Genomic DNA, 20,522 nt, shown 5'->3' with positions numbered 1-20,522 from the left:
ACACTGTGAAGCAAAGGGGATTGCAGGATGAAGAAAGTCACGCTGGCCACGTCGGTGGCCCTCGCGATGCTGCTGACCGCGTGCAGCAACGGCGGCGGCGGAGCGGCCGCGCCGGATGCGGAGGCAGGCAGCGGCCTGGGGGAACTGCAGACCACCACCGAACCGGCGGCGGGCGAACTGGATACCGTCACCTGGAACCTGCCGTTCGGCGAACCGGCGTCACTGGATCCAATCAAGGCCTTCAACTACCCGGAAAACACCGTCGTGGCCAACCTGTGCGAAGGCCTGATGGTGATGGAACCGGACTACACAATTGCACCCAACCTTGCCGAATCGTTCGAGAACGTCGACGGCAAGACGTACATCTACCAGCTGCGGGATGACGTGACCTTCTGGGACGGCACGCGGATGACCGCCCAGGACGTGGTCTTCAGCCTGAACCGGCACCTGGATCCTGACGAGGGCAGCTACTGGGCCAGCGACGCGGTCAGCGGCAACGTCGAATCGATCAAGGCCACGGGCGAGTACGAAGTGACCGTGAGCCTGAGCTCTCCGGACGTCACGTTCAACTCTTACATGGCCACACCGCTGGGCGTCATCGTGCAGGAGGCACAGCGCAAAGAGGCAGGCGAAGCGTTCGGCACGCCGCAGGAGGGCGTGATGTGTACCGGGCCCTTCTCGGTTGACCAGTGGAACAGCGGCCAGAGCATCTCCCTGGCCAAGAACGATGCTTACTGGAACAGCGACCGCATGCCCAAGGTGCAGAACCTCGACATCCAGTTCATCGTCGACCCCGCGGCCATCACCAACGCGCTAGCGTCCGGAGCAGTGGACGGGTCCTACGACGTCCCGCTCAGCGCGGTACCGCAACTTCAGTCTGCGACCAACGGCGAGCTGATTCTCGGCAAGTCCCTGCAGCTCTCGGCCATCATCGCCACAGGCGACGGCCCGCTGGGCGATCCTGCTGTGCGGAAGGCACTGTGGACCGCCGCGAACACATCGGCGTTGGCGGAGACGGTGTACGAGGGCACGGCCATGCCGTCCCGGTCCCTGATTCCCGACGGCGGCTGGTCTTACGGCGACGACGTCTTCAGCGCAGCGCGCGAAAAACTGCCGCCGGTTGAAGCGAACGTCGAGGAGGCCAAGAAAATCCTCGCGGAGGCAGAAGCCGACCTGAGCGAGCCGATCACCATCGTGTACCCGAGCGAACGGTCCTTCTACGCGGACATCATTTCCGAATTGGCGCGTGCCGGCCAGGAAATCGGGCTGACGGTCAAGCCCCAGGGCGTGCCGAGCGCACAATTCGGCGCCTTCTTCTCGGATCCCGAGGCCCGTGCCGGGCACGGCGCCTTCGTCACCACCAATTACATGGACGTTCCGGATCCCCTGGTGTTCCTGCGCACCATTGTGAAGGAAGGCGGGTCGCAGAACTTCTCCGACTACAGCAACCCGGAGATTGAGAAACTCATCGCCGAGGCGGAGGTTCTGACCGACGACACGGAGCGTGCCGCGAAGGTCGCCGAAATCGAGGCGTTGGCCATGGCCGACCTGCCCTGGCTGCCCATCGTCGATCCGGCAGGACGGCTCTTCCTGAATGAGCGGGTGACGGGCGTACCGGCGTCCTTCGTCTATCTCTACTACCCCTGGGGTGCGGACCTGGGCGCCGCGGAGTAACGAAAAAGCCGTCATGATCTATATCGTCAAAAGGCTCTTGGCACTGGGAACGATCCTGTTGGCCTCCAGCTTTGCGGTCTTTGGCGGACTGTACCTTGCACCAGGAAGCCCCGAGCAGTTCCTGGTGCAAGGCCGGACCGTGACGCCGGAGGTACTGGCATCCATCAGGGCGCAGTACTCCCTGGACGACCCGTTTCTGGTCCGCTACTTCAACTGGCTGTGGGGTGTTGTCCAGGGGGACTTCGGCCAGTCGCTGGCCAACCGCCAGGAAGTCGCCGATCTCATCGCGGGCCGCTTGCCCACCACACTGTCCCTCACCCTCTACGCCGCGCTGATCATCGTGATTGGCGGCATCGGACTCGGTTGCCTGGCCGGACTTCGGCCGGGCTGGCTGGAGAACGTGGTGCTTTTCGGATCGAATCTCGGCTTTGCCGTACCGACATTCTTCGCGGCACTGCTGCTGATGAGTGTCTTCGGGGTCATGCTCGGCTGGTTTCCGGTCTTCGGCTCCGGCGAGGGCCTGGCCGGCAGGCTCCATCACCTGACCCTGCCGGCGTTGGCGTTGGCGCTTCCCTCGCTGGCGGTGGTCGCGCGCATTACCCGCACCGCGGTTAAGGAAGAGCGCGAGTCCGAGCACGCCCAGACGGCGCGGTCCCGGGGAGTGCTGGAACGGATCGTCATACGGCGCCACGTCCTGCGCAATTCGATGCTTCCCGTATCAACGGTTTCCGGCGTCCACGTCGCCGCCTTGCTGGCCGGCGCCTTCGTGGTCGAGTACGCGTTCACACTCGACGGCATCGGCGCACTGCTGGTGGCGGCCGTGCAGCAGAAGGACTTCGCGGTGGTGCAGGCAGTGTCGTTGATCATGGTCGTGGCCTTCGGCCTCATCAACCTGGCCGTCGACTTGCTCTATGTCGTGATCGATCCGAGGGTGCGTTTGGGGGCGGCGTCATGAGCACGCTGGAAGAAACCGGACGCTCCGGGGCACTGAAGCGGAGCCCGTCACGGAAGAGCCGGTTGAAGCCGGATGTCCTGACGGCCATCTGCCTGGGCTGGGTGGTGCTGATTGGACTGTTCGCCCTGATCGGGCCGGCCCTCACACCGTTCGATCCGACGGCCGGCAACGTCGTGGAGCGCTATCTTCCTCCCGGGACCGAGCATTGGCTCGGAACGGACCAGGCCGGACGGGATCTGTTCTCCCGGCTCGCCACCGGCGCCCGCTCCAGCATTCTCGCCGCCCTCGCCGTCGCCGTGCTCACCGCCGTGATGGGCGGCACCCTTGCCCTGGTCGCCGTCTGGTTCGGCGGCTGGGTGGACAACCTCATCAGCAGGGTCCTGGATTTTCTGTTCGCGTTTCCAAACCTGCTGCTGGCCGTGCTGGCGGTGGCGGTGTTCGGCGCGAGAGTGGAGACCGCCGTGATTGCCCTGGCGATCGGCTTCACCCCGTATACCGCCCGGGTGATCCGCAGCGTGGCCCTGCGCGAGCGGAATCTGCCGTATGTGAAATCGGCGGAGCTGCAGGGTATCTCCGGGTTTTCCATCACCGTGCGGCACCTGCTGCCGAACGTGAAACAGCAGGTCATGACGGGAATGAGCATCAACTTCGGCTACGGCATGATCGACCTCGCCGCCCTGTCCTACCTCGGCTTTGGCGTGCAACCGCCCGACGCGGACTGGGGCCTCATGGTTTCCTCCGGCCAGTCCTCACTTCTGGCCGGCTACCCGCAAGAGAGCCTCTACGCAGGCCTGCTCATTGTGCTGACCGTTGCCGCGCTGGGATTCCTGGGCGAAAAGCTCGGCGGGCGCCGGGCAGCAGGGAGGATCTAATGCTCGAACTGTCGAACGTCACCGTGAAGATCGGGCCGGAGCACCGCCGGACGACGCTGCTGTCCGATATCAACATCGTGGTGGAGAAGGGCGAGTCCGTCGGCCTGGTGGGGGAGTCCGGCTCTGGAAAATCGATGACCATGCGGACGATCCTCCAGACCCTGCCGCCGCGGACGGACATTGCCGGCAGGGTCCTCTACAAGGGGGAGGACACGCTGGCGTACTCCGGCGAGCGGCTCCGCGCCTTCCGGGCCGGTGCCGTCTCGATGATCTCCCAGAATCCGCAGGCCGCCCTGAATCCGGTGCTGCCGGTCAGCAAATTCCTGGTGGAAGGCATCCAAGCCGCCAGGCCTGCAGCGACCGCCCAGGAAGCCCTGCGGCTTTCCGGGGACGTGCTCGAGCAGGTGGGCATCCACAACGTCGCCCGCTGCCTGCGTTCCTACCCGCACCAGCTCTCCGGCGGCATGCTCCAGCGGGTCGTCATTGCCGGCGCGGTGGCCAGGGGCACCGAGCTGCTGCTGGCGGACGAACCGACCACGGCGCTCGATGTCACGACGCAGTCCGACGTCATGGCCATCCTGGACGAGGCTCGGACCGAGGCAGGCATGGCGATGATCTTCGTGACCCACGACCTGGACCTGGCCGCGGCGGCGTGCGACCGTATCGCCGTCATGTCGGGCGGCCGGATCGTCGAATCCGGCCCCGCAGACCGGGTGCTGAACCGGCCGGAACACGAATACACCCGGAAGCTGGTCGCGGCCAAGCCCAGCCTGGATCACCGCATCGACGCCGGGACAGGCGACGACCCCCAAACGCAGGCCGGACCTCGTGCCGGGACAAACGTGCCCGGTCCACCAAGCCGCGAGGCATCCCGAGAGGTGAAGCAATGACCGGCGTGCAGACGCAGCCCACGGCCCCCGCCGTCGTCATAAGCAAACTCAACAAGAAGTTCACCGTTGGTTCCGGCCGTAACCGCACGCACGTCCACGCCGTCAAAGACGCGTCCCTGGCCATCGAGCGCGGACACTGCCTGGCCGTGGTGGGGGAATCGGGTTCGGGAAAGAGCACGTTGGCCAGGATGCTCGTGGGGCTGGAAACCCCGGACAGCGGGTCCGTCTTCCTCAACGGCAAACCGGTCAGCCCGCGGACCAGCCGCCGAATCCGGCGGGAACGGTCAAAGGACGTCCAAATGGTCTTCCAAGACCCGCAGGGGTCGTTGAACCGCCGGCTGCCGGTCTCCGAGGCGGTTGCCGAGGTGTTGAAGGCCCACACCTCCCTGGACCCGGCAGCACGACGCAGGCGCTGCCTCGAGTTGTTCCGGGAAGTCGGATTGACCGAAACCCACATGTCCGCGCTCCCGGACGAACTCTCCGGCGGGCAGAAGCAGCGCGTGGCCATAGCGCGGGCGCTGGCGGCATCGCCGGGGGTCATCGTGCTCGACGAGGCCGTCTCCGCGCTGGACGTCACCGTCCAGGCGCAAATCCTGCGGATGCTCGAACAGCTGCGGCGGGAAAAACAGCTGACCTATCTCTTCATCACGCATGACCTGGCGGTGGCACGCCAGATAGCCCACTCCATCGTGGTGATGCGCCGCGGGGTCATCGTCGAAGCCGGCACTGCCGACCAGATCCTCGACAGCCCGGCACACCCGTACACCCGACGGTTGATCGACAGCGCGCCGCGGCCCGGCTGGAAGCCGCGGCGCCGCGACAGCGCGACATTGGATGAGGAGCACGACATTGACTGACCCCGCAGGCACGATCCCGCAGGTGCTGACGCTTCGAGGCGGGGACCCCCGCCAGCTGGGCGTGCAGCGCGGCACCGAAGGACGCAGCGGTATCGCCGGCTGCTGGGACGTTTACCGCCAACTGTTCGAGGCCCACGGCATCAGCGAAACCGTCGTGGAGCGGGAAGCCACCCGCAGCCTGGCCGCCACTGAAGCCTGGGCGACGCACCTCGCGGCCGAGATCCGCGGCACCGCGGAGGGAGCGGGCCTGCCCGTCTGGAAGGTCAGCGCCCTTAATGCCCGGACCGAAATCCTGTCCCTCTCGGAACGGGCCCGGCCGGGGGAGTGTTCTACCGTCGTCAGCGCCGGAGCCCGGCCTTTCTCCTTGCAGACCTGGGACTGGCACGAAGAACTCGCCGCCGCCTGGCACTTGCAGTCGGTTGAAACCAGCCAGGGCCGGTTCGTGGGACTGACGGAGTACGGAATCCTCGCCAAGATCGGCCTGAACGACGCCGGCGTCGGCGTGCACCTGAACGTGCTGGGTCACAGGCAGGACAGTCCGGGGGCGGTGCCCGTCCACATCGCAGCCGCGCAGGTACTGCACGCGGCAGCTTCGCTGGACGAGGCCGTGGACATACTCCTCGACGCACCGGTCAAGACTTCCAGCGCCATCACCGTGGTCACCAGGGCCGGCGCAGCAATCGTGGAGCTCAGCCCCGAGGGGGCCGAGGTGATCAAGCCGACCGGCGGTCACCTGCTGCACACCAACCATTTCCTGGCCCCAAGGCTGGCGAAGGGGGAGAAGACCGAGCTGTACCAGCCGGACTCCCAGCAGCGGATCGACTTGCTGGACAGGCGGGTCAGCGCTGCGTTCCAGCCCCGTCAGCCGCAGGATCTCGTGCCCTACCTGTGCTCGGTTCCCGGTGACGGGGCCGAACTGTGCTGCGTGCCGACCCCGGGTGCCGGCCTGGGCTCCCGCTGGGCGACCCTGGCAACCGTGGGCATTGACCCGGCGGCCGGCACCCTGCTCGCGTCACCGGGCGCGCCCACCGACGTGACGACGAACAGCTGGTTCCGCCTGAGTCCCGAGCCTGCCGGCAGCAACAGCCAAGACACCCCCAAGGGAGCATGATGCGGATTCTGTGTATTGGAGCAGGCGGAGTGGGCGGCGCCGCCGCAGGCATTGCCGCCCGGCGGGAATTCTTTGAGGCCTTCGTTTTGGCGGACTACGACCCGGCACGGGCCCGCGCCGTAGTCGAGGCGCTGCCGGAGGGCCGGCGCGGACGGTTCAGCGCGATTGCCCTGGACGCGTCAAGCAGGGAGGCCGTTGCCGGTGCCATCAGGGACCACGGCATCACCCACGTGCTCAACGCCGTTGACCCCCGTTTCGTCATGCCGGTCTTCGAGGGTGCCGCGGACGCCGGAGCCACCTATCTGGACATGGCAATGTCACTGTCCACGCCGCACCCGGAACGACCCTATGAGCTCACCGGCGTCAAGCTGGGGGACCAGCAGTTCGAGCGGGCCGCTGAGTGGGAGGAAGCCGGGCGGCTGGCTCTGGTCGGGATAGGCGTGGAACCGGGACTCTCCGACGTCCTGGCCCGGTACGCCCAGGACTACCTGTTCTCCGTCATCGACGAGATCGGCGTCCGCGACGGCGCCAACCTGAAGGTCGAGGGATACGATTTCGCGCCGTCCTTCTCCATTTGGACCACCATCGAGGAATGCCTCAACCCGCCGGTGATCTATTCCGCCGAGACCGGTTGGAGCACCACAGAGCCCTTCAGCGACCCCGAAGTCTTCGATTTTCCCGAAGGCATCGGCCCCGTGGAGTGCGTCAACGTGGAACACGAGGAAGTCCTGCTGATGCCCCGGTGGCTGGATGCCGGCAAGGTCAATTTCAAGTACGGGCTGGGCGATGAATTCATCGAGGTGCTCAAGGTCCTGCACAAGCTGGGCCTCGATTCCACCACGCCGGTCAACGTCAAGGGAACATCCGTGAGCCCGCGGGACGTCGTGGCCGCCTGCCTGCCGGATCCGGCCACGCTCGGGCCCAGGATCACCGGCAAGACATGCGCAGGCGTCCTGGTGACAGGCAAGGACAAGGACGGCGCCCCGCGGCGGACCTACCTTTACCATGTCGCCGACAACGCCGACACCATGGCCGAATACGGCAGCCAGTGCGTGGTGTGGCAGACGGCGCTGAACCCGATCATCGCCCTGGAACTCCTGGCCTCGGGCGTCTGGAGCGGAGCCGGCGTCCTGGGCCCGGAGGCGTTCGACGCCAAACCCTTCCTGGACCTGATGTCGGCGCCCGCACCCGAGGGCTACGGTTCCCCGTGGGGGATGCGGGAGGAAGCGGTATAGGAGTTCTACATGCCGGCCGCAGGTGAATCCGTTAGAGACGGGGAATTACCCGCCCGGTTTGGGACAAGTCCATGGGCAACGTCCGTGATCCGCGGCGGCGTGCATGCATCGGCGAGAGGGATGGCAGAATGCAGTAACGGCAGCAGTCAAAGGGGACGGGGCATACCGTATGGCAACAAACTCACGGACCGAGCCAAAGCGGAGCGTGCTCAAGGAAAAGTCGGCCATGTGGACTGCAATCCTGATCTGGGTCTCCGCTGCGGCGGCGCTCGTGTTGCTGTTCGCCCAGGCGCAGGAAGAATCCCTCCTGCGATGGATAGTGTGGCCTTTGCTGGCAGCTTCGTTCGCCTACATTTTCCTGTGGATTCCACGCCTTGCCTATGATGACGACTCCGTTCTCATCACCAATAGCTTTCGGTCCCACGCCATTCCCTTTGCCGTCGTTGATGACGTCAGCGTACGCAGTGCCGTGAGGATCAGGACCGGGGCCAAGACCTACACAAGCTGGGGTGCACCCTTTCCTCAAAATGCGCGGGCCGCCGGCAACCAGCACAGTGCGTCAGTGGGACCGGCCACGATAACCCCATGGGACCGAACTACCTCTTCGGGTCAACGGCAGGGGCTGGAGCAGCATCCGCTCGTCCGCCTGTGGACAAGATCCAGGTCCAGCCTCCCGAATTCCGAACCGCCACCGGGACCCGCAGTCGTCACCAGTTGGAACAAATCGGCCGTTGCGATGGCTGTCCTGTGCGTCCTCTTGATCTGCGGACAGCAGGCCGCGCTCTTGGCGCTCTACAGCTGAGAGCAGTACTTACCACCCTGTCCACCCCGTCACGATTCCGCCTCTCACCGTCATTCAGCTCGATCACAGTGGCAGAATGCATTAACTGCTGCCGATCGAAGGGGACCGCGTGGCCATCAAGGACAAACTGGCAGGCGCACGGCGCAAGCTGAAACGGATTGCCGCGCGCGCGGGGCAGTTTCGCGTGCGCGAGAGTGACTCCGGGCCGACGGCCAGTGCGCAGACCGCGCGGGTGGCCGTGGTGATCCCGGTATTCAACGCGTTGCCCTACCTGAGGGAGCTGCTGGAATCGCTGGTTGCACAGGACCTGGACTCGGCGCTCTTCGAGGTGATCGCCGTGGACGACGGCTCCACCGACGGCGGAGGCAAGCTGCTGGACGAGTACGCCGCGCGGCATCCGAACTGGCGGGTCATCCATCAACAGAACAGCGGCTGGCCGGGAAAGCCCCGCAACGTAGGGATCGCCGCCAGCAGTTCCGATTACGTCTTCTTCTGCGATGCGGACGACAAGCTGGGGCCCGAAGCACTGCGCCGGATGGTCGACTTTGCCGACAAGTACCAGGTCGACGTGCTGGCCCCGCGCATGGTCGGAATCGGCGGCCGACGCGTGCAGTCTTCGCTCTTCACCGAGACCGTGCCGGACGTGCCCGTGCGCAAAATCCTGGGCACGCTCTCACCGCAAAAGCTGATCCGGCGTGAGCTGCTGGACACACACGGCATCCGCTTCCCGGAGGGCAAAGTCCGGTTGGAAGACGGCATGATGCTCACCCGCTGCTACCTGGCCTCCCGGAGGAACGCGATCGCGGCCGACTACGACTATTACTTCATCCGCACCCGCGACGACGGAACCAACATCAGCTCCGAGCGCGCCATCCCGGAGGGGTACACCGGATCCGTCGCCGAAATCGCGCGGATCATCCGGGAGAACCATCCGGACCCTGAACATGCTGAGCTGCTGGTGCTGGACCTGTACCGGCGCAAACTCCTTCGCTTCTACGTGCCCGACCGCTACCGGTCGATGGCGCCGGGCACGCGGCAGCGGTGGGTGGCGGCCCATGCCGCCTTCGTGGACCAACACATTCCGGAACGGCTGGAGGAGCAGCTGTCATTTCCTTACCGGCAGCGCTCGCAGCTGGTCCGGGCACGGGATGCGGAAGGCCTGCTCAAGCTGGCCGCCACCGAGGAAGCGCTGAAACCGACGCCGCGGGCCCTGCAGCCCCGGCTCGACGGGGAGTCCGTGTCGTTCGGGTTGGTGTTCGAACCGGCGGCGGAGTACGAATCGGTCCGGCTCGTGGCACGCGCCCGCGGGACAGACGCCGAGCTCGGCTTTGACGTCAGGGACGACGGCGGCGGCTACCGTGCCGTCCTGCCCCGGAGCGAACTGGCCGGCCTGGGCCCGGTGCTGGTGGACCTGTTCGTGCAGCTCCGGTTGGACGGCATAACCGGTCCGGCCCGCAGGATCCTGGCACCGGAGAAGGGGTTGCCGCACATTGCCGCAGGCCTGCGCGCCTACGCCACGGTGCATGGAAACCTCAGCTTGGACCAGCGCAAACAGCCCGCGGCGTAGGGCGCGGGCCTAGCGGAGGTGCCGGGGCGGCCCGGACCTCAGGCCGCGATTTCCCGGGCCGTTGCCTCCAGGACTGCCCGGAACGCCAGGATGGCCGGTCGGTTGGCAGAGCCGCGGCGGACCGAGGTGAAGACCGTGCGCCGCGGCAGGCCCGGCAGGTCCAGCAGCAGGCAGGTGGTGTCCCGGCCGGTCCAGACCAGGTCCGGCATGAACGCCACCGCGTTGCCGGATTCAATCAGCCGGATCTGCGCCTGCAGGTCGGCCGTCTCATACCGCACATCCGGCTCGAATCCGGCCTGGCGGCACGCCTGTTCCGCCCAATGCCGGGAAGCTGCGCCATGCGGTTCCATCACCCACGGCAGCCTCCGGGCGTCGTCGACCGAGGTGACGGCGGTTCCGGCCACGGCGGCGGGCGGTACCGCGAGCCGGATAGCGTCGCTGGTCAGTTTCTGGCGGTCAAGCTCCGGATGGTGCGGCGCCGCGTGGCCGGGGTACTGCTCGGCGATGACCAGGTCGAAGTCGCGCGCCCAGGTCTCGTACAGCGCCGTCTCTGGTTCACGCTGGACCATCTCGATCCGCACGTCCGGGTGCCGCTGCCGCATGGCGGTGAGGGCCTCCGGCAGCAGGGCCAGCGCCGCCGATTGGAACGCCGCCAGCCGGACGGGTCCGGTCACCGCGGTCAGCGACGCCGCCAAGTCCGTTTCGGCCTGCTCGAGGGTGGACAGCAGCGACTCGGTGTGCACCACGAGGATCTCGGCCTGCGGCGTGAGCTGCACCCGGCGTCCGGCCTTTCGCAGCAGCGCCACCCCGGCCTCCTTTTCCAGCAAGGCCAGCTGCTGGGAAACGGATGACGGGCTCAGGCTCAGCGCGGCGGCCGCCTCCGCCAAGGTGCCGCGGACTTTGACCTCGCGCAACAAGCGCAGTCTCCGGACATCCAGCACGGCAACTCCATTCATCAGTAAAACCAATGATTATCGGTCGGAAAAGATCGCTTTTGCTTCACGAAGTCTAGTTCCATACTGGTCTGAGGGAACATTGCAATTTCGTTGAAGGGACAGATGCTGCCGTGAACGATGCCCTGAAGGAGGCTCCGGTGCAGACCACTAACCTGCCCGATGAGCAGATGGCCGACCTCGCCGCCGACTCCATCAAACTGGTCCGCCACTGGCTGACCGAGGCCGAGAAAGTCCCCGCCGACGCCTCCGCCCGCCAGCTGGCCGGCGTCCTGAATGATCCGAACGGGCTGGATTTCACCGTGGGATTCGTCGACGGTGTGATCCGCCCCGAGGACCTGCGCGTTGCCGCCCGCAACCTGGCCGCACTGGCACCGAAGGTTCCGGCCTTCCTGCCCTGGTACATGCGGGCCGCGGTGCGCGTGGGAGGCACCATGGCCCCGGTCCTCCCGCACGTGGTCATTCCGGCGGCCCGGCGGGTGCTGCGCGAAATGGTGGGCCACCTGATCGTGGACGCGACCGATGCCAAGCTGGGCCCGGCCATCGCCAGGATCCGCCGGGAAGACGTCCGGCTGAACATCAACCTGTTGGGCGAGGCCGTCCTAGGCAGCCGCGAGGCGGAACGCCGGCTCGAAGGCACCAAACGCCTGCTGGCCCGCGACGACGTCGACTACGTTTCCATCAAGGTCTCCTCTACCGTGGCACCGCACTCGCACTGGGCCTTCGACGAGGCGGTGGAGCACGTCGTCGAAAGCCTGACGCCGCTGTACCGGCAGGCCGCGAGGTCCCCGAAGCCTAAGTTCATCAACCTGGACATGGAGGAGTACAAGGACCTGGAGATGACCATGGCGGTCTTCACCAGGATCCTGGACAAGCCGGAGTTCGAACAGCTGGAGGCCGGCATTGTGCTGCAGGCCTATCTGCCGGACGCGCTGAAGGCCATGATCCGGCTGCAGGAGTGGGCCGCGGCCCGCCGTGCCCGCGGCGGCGCCGCGATCAAGGTGCGCGTGGTCAAGGGAGCCAACCTGCCCATGGAACAGGTGGAGGCGTCGCTGCACGGCTGGCCGCTGGCCACCTGGGGAACCAAGCAGGACTCGGACACCAACTACAAGCGCGTGATCAACTACGCCCTGCACCCGGACCGGATCGGCAACGTGCGGATCGGCGTCGCCGGTCACAACCTGTTCGACGTCGCCTTCGCCTGGCTGCTGGCCAAGCAGCGCGGCATCGCACACCTGGCGGGGGCCATCGACTTCGAGATGCTGCTGGGCATGGCCCAGGGCCAGGCCGAGGCGGTGAAGAAGGACGTCGGGTCGCTGCTGCTCTACACCCCGGTGGTCCACCCCGGCGAGTTCGACGTGGCCATCGCCTACCTGATCCGCCGGCTCGAAGAGGGCGCCAGCAGCGAGAACTTCATGTCCGCAGTCTTCGAGCTGAGCAAGAACGAGCACCTCTTCGAGCGCGAGAAGCAGCGCTTCCTCGCCTCGCTCGATAACCTCGACGACGACGTCCCGGAACCGAACCGGCAGCAAGACCGCACCAAGCCCGAACCGGCCCGGCCCGTCGATTCCTTCGACAACATCCCGGACACCGATCCGTCCCTGCCCGCCAACCTGGCCTGGGGCCGGGAGATCCTGTCCCGCGTCCCCGGTTCAAGGCTTGGCATCGATACCGTTGCCGGCGCCGAGGTCAAGGATGAAGCGCAGCTGGAGCAGGTGATCGCCACGGCCGTCGAGCAGTCCAAGAGCTGGGGCGCGATGAGCGGCGCCGAACGAGCCGAGGTGCTGCACAAGGCCGGCGACAAACTGAATGCCCACCGCGCCCGGCTGCTGGAGGTCATGGCCGCCGAGGCCGGCAAGACCCTTGACCAGGGCGACCCGGAAGTATCCGAGGCCGCCGACTTCGCGCACTTCTACGCCGAGCTGGCGCGCATGCTGGACACGGTGGACGGCGCCGAATTCGTTCCGTCCAGGCTGACCGTTGTCACCCCGCCGTGGAACTTCCCGACGGCGATCCCCGCCGGAGGCGCCCTTGCGGCGCTGGCCGCGGGCTCCGCCGTCGTGATCAAGCCTGCCAAGCAGGCGGCGCGGACCGGCGCCGTGATGGTGGAAGCGCTGTGGGAGGCGTTCGACGAAGCCGGGGTGCCGCGCGATGTGCTGCAGCTGGTGCAGCTGGGCGAGCGCGAACTGGGCCGGCAGCTGATCTCGCACCCGGAGGTGGACCGCGTGATCCTCACCGGCGCCTACGAGACCGCCGAGCTGTTCCGCTCCTTCCGCCCGGACCTGCCGCTGCTGGCCGAGACCTCGGGCAAGAACGCCATCATCGTCACGCCCAGCGCCGACTTCGACCTGGCCGCCAGGGACGTCGCCTACTCCGCGTTCGGCCATGCCGGGCAGAAGTGCTCCGCGGCCTCGCTGGTGATCCTGGTGGGATCCGCCGCCACGTCGCCGCGCTTCCGCAACCAGTTGGTGGACGCGGTCACCTCTATGAAGGTGGGCTATCCGCAGGATCCGGCCACCCAGATGGGCCCGGTCATCGCCCCGGCCGACGGCAAGCTGCTGGACGGGCTGACCACGCTGGGCGCCGGCGAGAGCTGGCTCATCCGGCCCGAACGGCTGGACGAGACCGGCAAGCTCTGGAGCCCGGGCGTGCGCACCGGGGTGAAGCGCGGCTCGCGCTACCACCTGACCGAGTTCTTCGGCCCGATCCTCGGGGTAATGACCGCCGAAACGCTCGAAGAGGCTGTCGCCATCACCAACGACATCGAGTACGGCCTGACCTCGGGCCTGCATTCACTGGATCGGGACGAGCTGGATTACTGGCTGCAGAACATCCAGGCCGGCAACCTCTACGTGAACCGGGGCATCACCGGCGCCATCGTGCGGCGCCAGCCCTTCGGCGGCTGGAAGAAGTCCTCGGTGGGAGCCGGAACCAAGGCCGGCGGACCGAACTACCTGATCGGGCTCGGCGACTGGGAGACCGCCCCGTCGACGGCCACCGCCGAGATCACGGGAGCGGCCGCGAAGCTGTTGGAGGCGGCCCGGCGCGCGAACCAGGCGCTGCCCGCGGACGAGCTCGCCGGGCTGGAACGCTCGCTGCACTCGGACGCGGCCGCCTGGGCCGCGGAGTTCGGCGCGGCCAAGGACGTGTCCGGCCTGACCGCCGAGCGCAACGTGTTCCGCTACCTGCCCGTGCCGGTCACGGTCCGGCTGTCCGACGGCGAGCCGCTGGCCAAGCTGGTCCGCGTGCTGGCCGCCGCCGTGCGGGCCGGATCCGAGGTCACGGTGTCCACCGCCGTCGAGCTCCCCGCGGCACTGGGGGCCGTGGCCACGGAGCTGGACCTTGCCGTGACGGTGGAGGACGACGCCGACTGGCTGGCCCGGGTGCCACGGCTCGGAGCCGGGCGGATCCGGCTGATTGGCGGCGACGCCAAGGCGCTTGCCGTCGCCACCGGCGGACGCCCGGATGTTGCGGTCTACGCCCACGACGTGACCGAAGCCGGTCGGGTGGAAATGCTGCCGTTCCTGCACGAGCAGGCCGTCAGCATCACCGCGCACCGCTTCGGCACACCCAACCACCTGGCCGACGGCCTGATCTAGCCGGCGGCAGCCGATGCGGGCGGCGGTGTATTTGCACCGCCGCCCGCGTGTGTCAGGCTCGGGCTATGGCTGACGACCTCTCTTTCCGGCTGAACGAGGACCTCAGGCGCTATGAGGTGCTGGCCGCCGGATCCTTGGCCGGGTACACCGAGATTCAGGCGCACGGCGGTACCGTGGCGTTCACCCATACCCGGGTGTTCGATGACTTCGCCGGTCGGGGCCTCGCCGGAAGGTTGGTGGGCCATGCGCTGGACGACGTGGTCGCCGGCGGGAGGAAGATCGTGCCGTACTGCGAGTACGTCGCTGACTGGCTGCACAGGCACCCGGAGTACGAGCCGCACGTCGAGTGGCCCGAAAGCCCCGAATAGGATCCGCCGCGCGTAGGATCCGCCGCGCGCACGGGCGGGTTGCCGCCGCCGGTTGTGCGGCGGGGTCAGGGGTGCCGGCGCATCCAGCTCACGGCATGCAAGGCCAAGGTGCCGACGACGGTGAGCAGCCCGGCGACCAGGATCATGGGCGCGACGGAGCTAAAGACGAAAATCCAGGGCGGCCCGTAGATGCCGGTGGTCCCGAGCAGGGCGTCCATCTCAATGAAGTGGGGTGCGATCGAACCCCAGGCCCCGAACCCGACCAGCCCCACGCCCAGCAGCCACATCGCCCCCAGGAACGGATTAACCGTCCGGCGGATAGGTGCCGCACCTGCCGGCCCCGCCGTCACGACGGCGTCGGGCGGAATGACTTCGGCGATGCCCGTCGACCGGGCTGTGGGGTTGTCGCCGCGCGGGTCCGTCGCTGGCGCCGCCAGCGTTGCGGCCGTGGGGAATGCCGGGCTCATCCGGGTGTCCGGCGGGGTGACGGGCCGGGTGGCCGCCGCCGGCCGGGCCGCCGCGGTCCGCGGGGTGCCGGTCGTTGGGATGCCAGCCGTTTCGCCGCCGCGCTGGTAGATCGAGTCGTACCGCTGGTCGAACTGTGATGCGGACATGGTCCCCCTTCTCGCCGGCCTTTGCTTGAATCTACCGGATGCCCGGCGGCGCTGTTAGGCTGTGCGCCATGGGAATTCTGATTTTCGAGTAACCAGGTCTTGGACCGGTCAAGCCGACAACCAAACAAGGCTTGCTGAGGCTGTACCTCGCGAGTGGTTCCCTGATCCCACCCCCGCTCACGCCCGGATGATGCTCCGGGTGTTGTGGCGTCCCGTCTTGACGACCGGTGCGGCGGACCAGTTCCCGGCAGGCTCCTGAAAATACCGAAGGAGAGCCATGACTGACATCGATCCGCGGGCACCAAAACCCGCCGAATCCCGTGAACCAACCATCCACCTCGCTCCGGCCGCCGCGGCCAAACTGACCGAGGACCAACAGGCGAGGCTGGCTTCCCGCCGTGCGGTCAACGCCGGCGACCTGGCCGGCTGGCACAGCATCGGCAACAGCCACAAGCCGAAGCACGCCAGCGGCCGGCAGGGTCCGCCCGAGAAAAAGGTCCGCTGGTAACACCTGCCCGCGAGGGCGCCGGCCGGTGCCCCGGTGGAAGTTTCCGCCGGGGCACTGCCCTGTCCAACCGGGCCACCGTGTATGCGGCAGGCCGGTCCTGAAGGCGACGCCCGCTGGGCGGCGCGCCCTGGGCCTGATATCGCCCTGTGCCTTATATAGGGTGGCAGGAGAGGGCGCCCCGAGCGGGCGGAGCGACGGGAGGAAAACGGCATGAGGCCCGATGTGCGGCGGATGTTGCTGATCCAGGCCGGCAACGTCCTGCAGTTCGCCATCGCCGTGGGCGTCATCGTCGTGGCCATCGACACCATGACGGCCTTCTCGCTGGGCTCACGGCACGACCCGGAGGGCGGCGGAACGTTGGCGGGCTTCGCCCTGGCCGGAGCCATCGCCGTCTTTGTCCTCGCGGTTTTTGCCTACCGGTGGACGGCGCGCGGGGAGCGGTATGCGCCGTTGTTCGCAGTGCTCGGCTGGGCGGTGCTCTGGCTTCCGCTCAGCCTGACGCTGGGCATGGGCGGCGAGGACGGCGTGGGCCTGGCGTACCTGGCCACGCTGGTGTGCGGGGCGGGGATTGTGCTGTCGCTCGTGGCGCTGGGCAGCAAAAAACCGCGCTGATCGGCGAGGCCGGCCGGCACGCGGGCCGCGGAGGCCCGCGTGCAGCGGCTGCCTCAGCCTGTGGGCCTAGAGGCCGCGGGTTTCGTCCCGCCGGATGGTTTCGCCCGTGTGCGGGTCCTCGATGCGGCGGCTTTCCGTCACGCGGTGCTCGCGGCGCGGCATGGCCATGATGATGGAGATGATCAGGCCGAGCACGCCTACACCCATCAGGATCCAGCCGATCAGCGTCAGGTCGATGAAATCCACGACGTCGGCAACGGCGAAGGCCAGGATTGCGCCGATGGCAATCAAGGCAATTGATGATCCGATTCTCATAGCCAGCAACTCCTTCAGGTTGGGCGGCCGGCGCAGCAGTCGCTGCGTCCGGCCGTCGTACAGGAAGTACGCGGTGCTTTGTCAGCATACTTGGTGTTTTGGGGAACGTCCCGCAACCGGTGACTTACGCTTAAGGCCGGAACACCATCACGGTGCTGATTGCTCCAGGAGGGTTTGTGGCCAGAGGACGGAAGATCAATCCAGCCATGCGCGTCGCCGCCGATGCGGCTTTCGACAAGCACGGCAACCCAAAGCCCGGCGTGACGACCGGCATCATGAAGGCGCTGGACGTCCAGCGGCCGCTGGTGCTGGCCAACTTGGACCGGCTGCGGCGCAAGAACCCGGACGCGACGCCGGCCGAGCTGGCCGCGAAGTTGGAAAAGAAATACCTGGCGGCGGTGACCACCGGCGGTGCGGCGGTGGGGGCATCCGCCGTCGTGCCGGGCGTGGGCACGGTGGCGGCACTGGGCCTCTCCGCGGCGGCTACCGTGGGCTTCCTGGAAGCCACTGCCCTGTTCGCCCAGTCGATCGCCGAACTGCATGGCATCGATACCGAGAACCCCGAACGCTCCCAGGCCATGGTGATGGCCATCCTGATGGGCGACGAGGGCAGCTCCCTGATCAAGGAGTTCGCCGGGCAGGCCGGCGGGCGCGGCGGAAACCCGTCGCGGGCCTGGGGAAACGCGGTGGGCAGCAGTATGCCCTCCGGCATGGTCAGCTCGCTGGTGGACAGCCTGAAGAAGCGTTTCCTGACCAAACTGCTGGCCAAGCAGGGGACGGCGATGCTCGGCCGCGCGGTCCCCTTCGGCATCGGCGCGGCCGTCGGTGGTGCCGGCAACCACGTGATGGGCCGGCGCGTCATCGACGCCACCAGGACGGCCTTCGGGGAACCGCCGCTGGTGCTGCCGATGTCCCTGGTGGAGGACCTTACCGACAACCGGTACCGCCTGGGCGAGCTGCCGGCCGTGCCCGGCCGGGTCGCCGCCCGGATGCTGGAGAGGCTGCCCGGCCGCAGGCGGACGGCGCCGCCGGCCCTCGAGGCGTCCGGGGACCAGGACGGCGATGCCCGCGGCCGCTCCGCCGGCGGACCCGACGACGGGACCGGGCCGTGACGGTATCCGGCACCGGACCTGCCGGCCACGGCGATGCGGTCCGAGCCGAATCGGGAGGCCGGCCGGGCATCGACCTGAACAGCGATCTCGGAGAATCAGTCGACGGTCGGCTGATGGGCGACGACGCCGCGATGTTTCCGCTGATCACCAGCGCGAACATCGCCTGCGGCTACCACGCCGGCGACGACGAGACGATGCTGGCCGCCTGCAGCCGCGCCGTGGAGCACGGGGTGGCGGTGGGTGCGCACGTTTCCTACCGGGACCGGGCCGGGTTTGGCCGCCGCAGCATGGAGGTCGCCGCGGCCGACCTTACCGCCGATGTCGCTGACCAACTGGCCGCCCTCGACCGGATCGCCAGGCGAGCGGGGGCCCGGGTGGCCTACGTGAAACCGCACGGCGCGCTCTATCACCGGATTGTCCACGACCGCAGCCAGGCCGCGGCGGTGGTCGAAGCCATCGGCGCCTTCGAGCCACGGCTTCCCCTCCTCGGGCTGCCCGGATCCGCGGCGCTCGAACTGGCGACCGCCGCCGGACTGCCGGTGTTCCGCGAGGCTTTCGTGGATCGCGGCTACCGGGCGGACGGAACACTCATTCCGCGCGGCGAGCCCGGCGCCCTGCTGGAAGACCTGGAGGAGATCGCCGACCGGGCCGTAAACTTCGCCCGCGCCGGGGCGGCGGATTCGCTGTGCGTCCACGGCGATACCCCGGGCGCGGTGGCGATGGCGCGGGTGGTCCGGGAACGGCTGGCCGCGGCCGGAATTCCGCTGCGTCCCTTCACGGGTGCGGCCGGCAACGCTGCCGGCCACCGCCCGCCCGCCGCCGGGGGTCCCCGCGCCACCGGCGCGGCACCCGTTCCCTCTCCCTCCGGGCCCCGCACCACAGGACGGTAGGGTGCGGATCCTGCCCTTCGGTGCGGGCGCCCTCCTCGCCGAATTCGACACCCTCGACGACGTCCTGGCGCACTACAGCGCACTCTCGGTTGCGCCGCTGCCAGGCGTGACGGAGCTGGTTCCCGCGGCCCGCACCATCCTGGCGACCTTCGACGACCCGGCGGCCGCCGCCGTCGTCCGCCGCTGGCTGGAACAGACCCCGCCGCACGACGGCGGCGCACGCACCACCGGGGACGAGGTCACGGTCGAGGTGGACTACTCGGGGGAGGATCTGCCGGCGGTGGCGCGGATCCTGGGCGTGAGCGAGGCGGACGTCGTGCGGCGCCACCAGCAGTGCGAATGGATTGCCGCTTTCACCGGCTTCGCGCCGGGTTTCGCCTACCTGGTGGCACCCGGGAACCCGCTGCAGGTACCGCGGTTGGCCGAACCGCGGACCCGGGTGCCGGCCGGGTCGGTGGGTTTGGCGGGCGAGTTCACCGGCATCTACCCCTCCGCGTCGCCCGGCGGCTGGCAGCTGATCGGCAGGACCGATGAGCGGCTGTGGGACGCCGCGCGGGAGTGGCCGGCGCTGATTGCGCCGGGAACGCGCGTGCGGTTCAGGGCGGTGTAGCCGGTGATCACCGTGGTCACGGCGGGACCGCAACTCCTGGTGCAGGACCTCGGCCGGCCGGGTCATGCCGCGATCGGGCTGAGCCCGTCCGGCGCACTGGATAACCGGGCACTGCGCACGGCCAACCGCCTGGTCGGAAACCCTGACACCGCGGCGGGACTGGAGTTGCTGCTGGGCGGCGCTGTGCTGCGGTTCGACGCCGACACCGTGGTGGCGGTGACCGGGGCCTCGGGCAAACTTTCGGTGACGGGCCCGGGAAGCGCGGCGGCGAAGTCCCCGGGCCCCGGCCGGCCGCGGAAGGACCAACCGAATCTTTACCGGCCCTTCCGCGTCCGTGCCGGCCAGCGGCTGGAGATCGCCCCCGCCGCGTCCGGGCTCAGGTATTACCTGGCGGTGGCCGGCGGCATCGTGGCCGAGACCCTGATGGGATCGGCGGCCACGGACCTGCTCTCCGGCATGGGACCGGCTCCGCTGCGGGACGGGGACATGGTGCAGACCGGGGCTGTTCCACCGGCCGGACGGACCGGCTCGAACCCCGCCGCCGCGCTCGCCGGCCGGGGCCGAGGACCCGCCACCCACCGACGGCCCGCCGCCGATTCCCGTTGGACGCCGGTGCCGCTGCCGCCCGCCAGTGTTGTGACCGTGCGGCTCCGCCCCGGACCGCGGCTGGACTGGTTTACCGCCGACGCCCGCCAGCGCCTGGTGCTGGGCCATTGGGCGGTCAGCCCCGAGAGCAACCGGATCGGACTGCGCCTGCTGGGCCGGCCGCTGCAGCGTGCGGTCGGCCGGGAACTGCCCAGCGAAGGCATGGTTACCGGCGCGGTGCAGGTGCCGCCGTCGGGCTTGCCCACCGTGTTCCTGGCCGACCATCCGGTGACCGGCGGCTATCCGGTGCCGGCCGTGGTGGAAGCGGCCGACCTCCCGGCGCTGGCCCAGGCCCGGCCCGGCCAACGAATCCGCTTCCTCTGGGCGGGCTAG

General features: G+C 68.3%; 20 protein-coding genes. 17 read left to right on the top strand and 3 right to left on the bottom strand.

All coding sequences use genetic code 11. From position 1 onward, the window contains the following. Window positions 1–27: 27 nt before the first annotated feature. The 9 genes from AC5RUH_RS12195 (at window position 28) to AC5RUH_RS12155 (ending at window position 9,963) form a co-directional block, all read left to right on the top strand. Window positions 28–1,674 (top strand): ABC transporter substrate-binding protein, encoded by a 1,647-nt coding sequence (locus AC5RUH_RS12195; RefSeq protein ID WP_494128707.1) that lies wholly within the window; start codon window positions 28–30, stop codon window positions 1,672–1,674. Between the two features lie 13 nt (window positions 1,675–1,687). Next, the gene (locus AC5RUH_RS12190) at window positions 1,688–2,629 is read left to right on the top strand and encodes an ABC transporter permease (RefSeq protein WP_494001958.1); all 942 of its coding nucleotides are present in this window, start codon (window positions 1,688–1,690) and stop codon (window positions 2,627–2,629) included. Next, window positions 2,626–3,501: an ABC transporter permease gene (locus AC5RUH_RS12185; RefSeq protein ID WP_494128706.1), complete on the top strand. Its 876-nt coding sequence runs from the start codon at window positions 2,626–2,628 to the stop codon at window positions 3,499–3,501. The genes AC5RUH_RS12190 and AC5RUH_RS12185 overlap by 4 nt, the downstream gene beginning before the upstream one ends. Next, window positions 3,501–4,391: an ABC transporter ATP-binding protein gene (locus tag AC5RUH_RS12180; RefSeq protein ID WP_494128705.1), complete on the top strand. Its 891-nt coding sequence runs from the start codon at window positions 3,501–3,503 to the stop codon at window positions 4,389–4,391. The genes AC5RUH_RS12185 and AC5RUH_RS12180 overlap by 1 nt, the downstream gene beginning before the upstream one ends. After that, on the top strand, window positions 4,388–5,248 hold the full coding sequence (locus AC5RUH_RS12175; RefSeq protein ID WP_494128704.1) for an ABC transporter ATP-binding protein: 861 nt from the start codon (window positions 4,388–4,390) through the stop codon (window positions 5,246–5,248). The genes AC5RUH_RS12180 and AC5RUH_RS12175 overlap by 4 nt, the downstream gene beginning before the upstream one ends. Then, window positions 5,241–6,359 carry a C45 family autoproteolytic acyltransferase/hydrolase gene (locus AC5RUH_RS12170; protein WP_494128703.1) on the top strand — a complete coding sequence of 373 codons (1,119 nt, stop codon included), beginning with the start codon at window positions 5,241–5,243 and terminating at the stop codon, window positions 6,357–6,359. The genes AC5RUH_RS12175 and AC5RUH_RS12170 overlap by 8 nt, the downstream gene beginning before the upstream one ends. Next, on the top strand, window positions 6,359–7,594 hold the full coding sequence (locus tag AC5RUH_RS12165) for a saccharopine dehydrogenase family protein (RefSeq protein WP_494128714.1): 1,236 nt from the start codon (window positions 6,359–6,361) through the stop codon (window positions 7,592–7,594). The genes AC5RUH_RS12170 and AC5RUH_RS12165 overlap by 1 nt, the downstream gene beginning before the upstream one ends. Window positions 7,595–7,799: 205 nt before the next feature. Continuing rightward, window positions 7,800–8,396, top strand: a complete 597-nt coding sequence (locus tag AC5RUH_RS12160) for a hypothetical protein (RefSeq protein ID WP_494128702.1) — start codon at window positions 7,800–7,802, stop codon at window positions 8,394–8,396. A gap of 109 nt (window positions 8,397–8,505) precedes the next feature. Beyond that, the gene (locus AC5RUH_RS12155; RefSeq protein WP_494128701.1) at window positions 8,506–9,963 is read left to right on the top strand and encodes a glycosyltransferase family 2 protein; all 1,458 of its coding nucleotides are present in this window, start codon (window positions 8,506–8,508) and stop codon (window positions 9,961–9,963) included. Window positions 9,964–10,001: 38 nt separating this feature from the next. Here the strand turns inward: AC5RUH_RS12155 and AC5RUH_RS12150 are convergent, their stop codons facing one another. Next, window positions 10,002–10,904 (bottom strand): LysR family transcriptional regulator, encoded by a 903-nt coding sequence (locus AC5RUH_RS12150; RefSeq protein WP_494128713.1) that lies wholly within the window; start codon window positions 10,902–10,904, stop codon window positions 10,002–10,004. Window positions 10,905–11,086: 182 nt separating this feature from the next. On the opposite strand from AC5RUH_RS12150, the gene AC5RUH_RS12145 reads away from it, so the two are divergent. Together AC5RUH_RS12145 and AC5RUH_RS12140 are read left to right on the top strand one after the other, a co-directional pair. Continuing rightward, window positions 11,087–14,515 carry a bifunctional proline dehydrogenase/L-glutamate gamma-semialdehyde dehydrogenase gene (locus AC5RUH_RS12145; protein WP_494128712.1) on the top strand — a complete coding sequence of 1,143 codons (3,429 nt, stop codon included), beginning with the start codon at window positions 11,087–11,089 and terminating at the stop codon, window positions 14,513–14,515. A gap of 65 nt (window positions 14,516–14,580) precedes the next feature. Further along, entirely contained in the window at window positions 14,581–14,883 is a 303-nt protein-coding gene (locus AC5RUH_RS12140) for a GNAT family N-acetyltransferase (protein ID WP_494109635.1), read from the top strand. A gap of 65 nt (window positions 14,884–14,948) precedes the next feature. On the opposite strand, the gene AC5RUH_RS12135 is transcribed toward AC5RUH_RS12140, so the two are convergent. Beyond that, on the bottom strand, window positions 14,949–15,497 hold the full coding sequence (locus tag AC5RUH_RS12135; protein WP_494128700.1) for a hypothetical protein: 549 nt from the start codon (window positions 15,495–15,497) through the stop codon (window positions 14,949–14,951). A gap of 277 nt (window positions 15,498–15,774) precedes the next feature. Here AC5RUH_RS12135 and AC5RUH_RS12130 point away from each other — a divergent pair, with 277 nt between their 5' ends. Then, on the top strand, window positions 15,775–16,005 hold the full coding sequence (locus AC5RUH_RS12130; RefSeq protein WP_494128699.1) for a hypothetical protein: 231 nt from the start codon (window positions 15,775–15,777) through the stop codon (window positions 16,003–16,005). Between the two features lie 210 nt (window positions 16,006–16,215). Beyond that, a complete protein-coding gene (locus AC5RUH_RS12125; RefSeq protein WP_494128698.1) occupies window positions 16,216–16,617 on the top strand; it encodes a hypothetical protein in 402 nt (133 codons plus the stop codon). Window positions 16,618–16,683: 66 nt separating this feature from the next. Here the strand turns inward: AC5RUH_RS12125 and AC5RUH_RS12120 are convergent, their stop codons facing one another. Beyond that, the gene (locus tag AC5RUH_RS12120; protein ID WP_494128697.1) at window positions 16,684–16,932 is read right to left on the bottom strand and encodes a DUF6458 family protein; all 249 of its coding nucleotides are present in this window, start codon (window positions 16,930–16,932) and stop codon (window positions 16,684–16,686) included. A gap of 176 nt (window positions 16,933–17,108) precedes the next feature. On the opposite strand from AC5RUH_RS12120, the gene AC5RUH_RS12115 reads away from it, so the two are divergent. The 4 genes from AC5RUH_RS12115 to AC5RUH_RS12100 all read left to right on the top strand — a co-directional run bounded on the left by AC5RUH_RS12115 (window position 17,109) and on the right by AC5RUH_RS12100 (window position 20,522). Next, a complete protein-coding gene (locus AC5RUH_RS12115) occupies window positions 17,109–18,044 on the top strand; it encodes a hypothetical protein (protein WP_494128696.1) in 936 nt (311 codons plus the stop codon). Between the two features lie 68 nt (window positions 18,045–18,112). Then, window positions 18,113–18,934, top strand: a complete 822-nt coding sequence (locus tag AC5RUH_RS12110; RefSeq protein WP_494128711.1) for a LamB/YcsF family protein — start codon at window positions 18,113–18,115, stop codon at window positions 18,932–18,934. Between the two features lies 1 nt (window position 18,935). Continuing rightward, window positions 18,936–19,544, top strand: a complete 609-nt coding sequence (locus tag AC5RUH_RS12105; protein ID WP_494128695.1) for a 5-oxoprolinase subunit B family protein — start codon at window positions 18,936–18,938, stop codon at window positions 19,542–19,544. Window positions 19,545–19,547: 3 nt separating this feature from the next. After that, window positions 19,548–20,522 carry a 5-oxoprolinase subunit C family protein gene (locus AC5RUH_RS12100; RefSeq protein WP_494128694.1) on the top strand — a complete coding sequence of 325 codons (975 nt, stop codon included), beginning with the start codon at window positions 19,548–19,550 and terminating at the stop codon, window positions 20,520–20,522.

This window comes from Arthrobacter sp. Y3223166, from assembly GCF_059090935.1.
The sequence above is the reverse complement of the archived record's forward strand: the minus strand, read 5'-3'. Positions and strand labels throughout refer to the sequence as shown.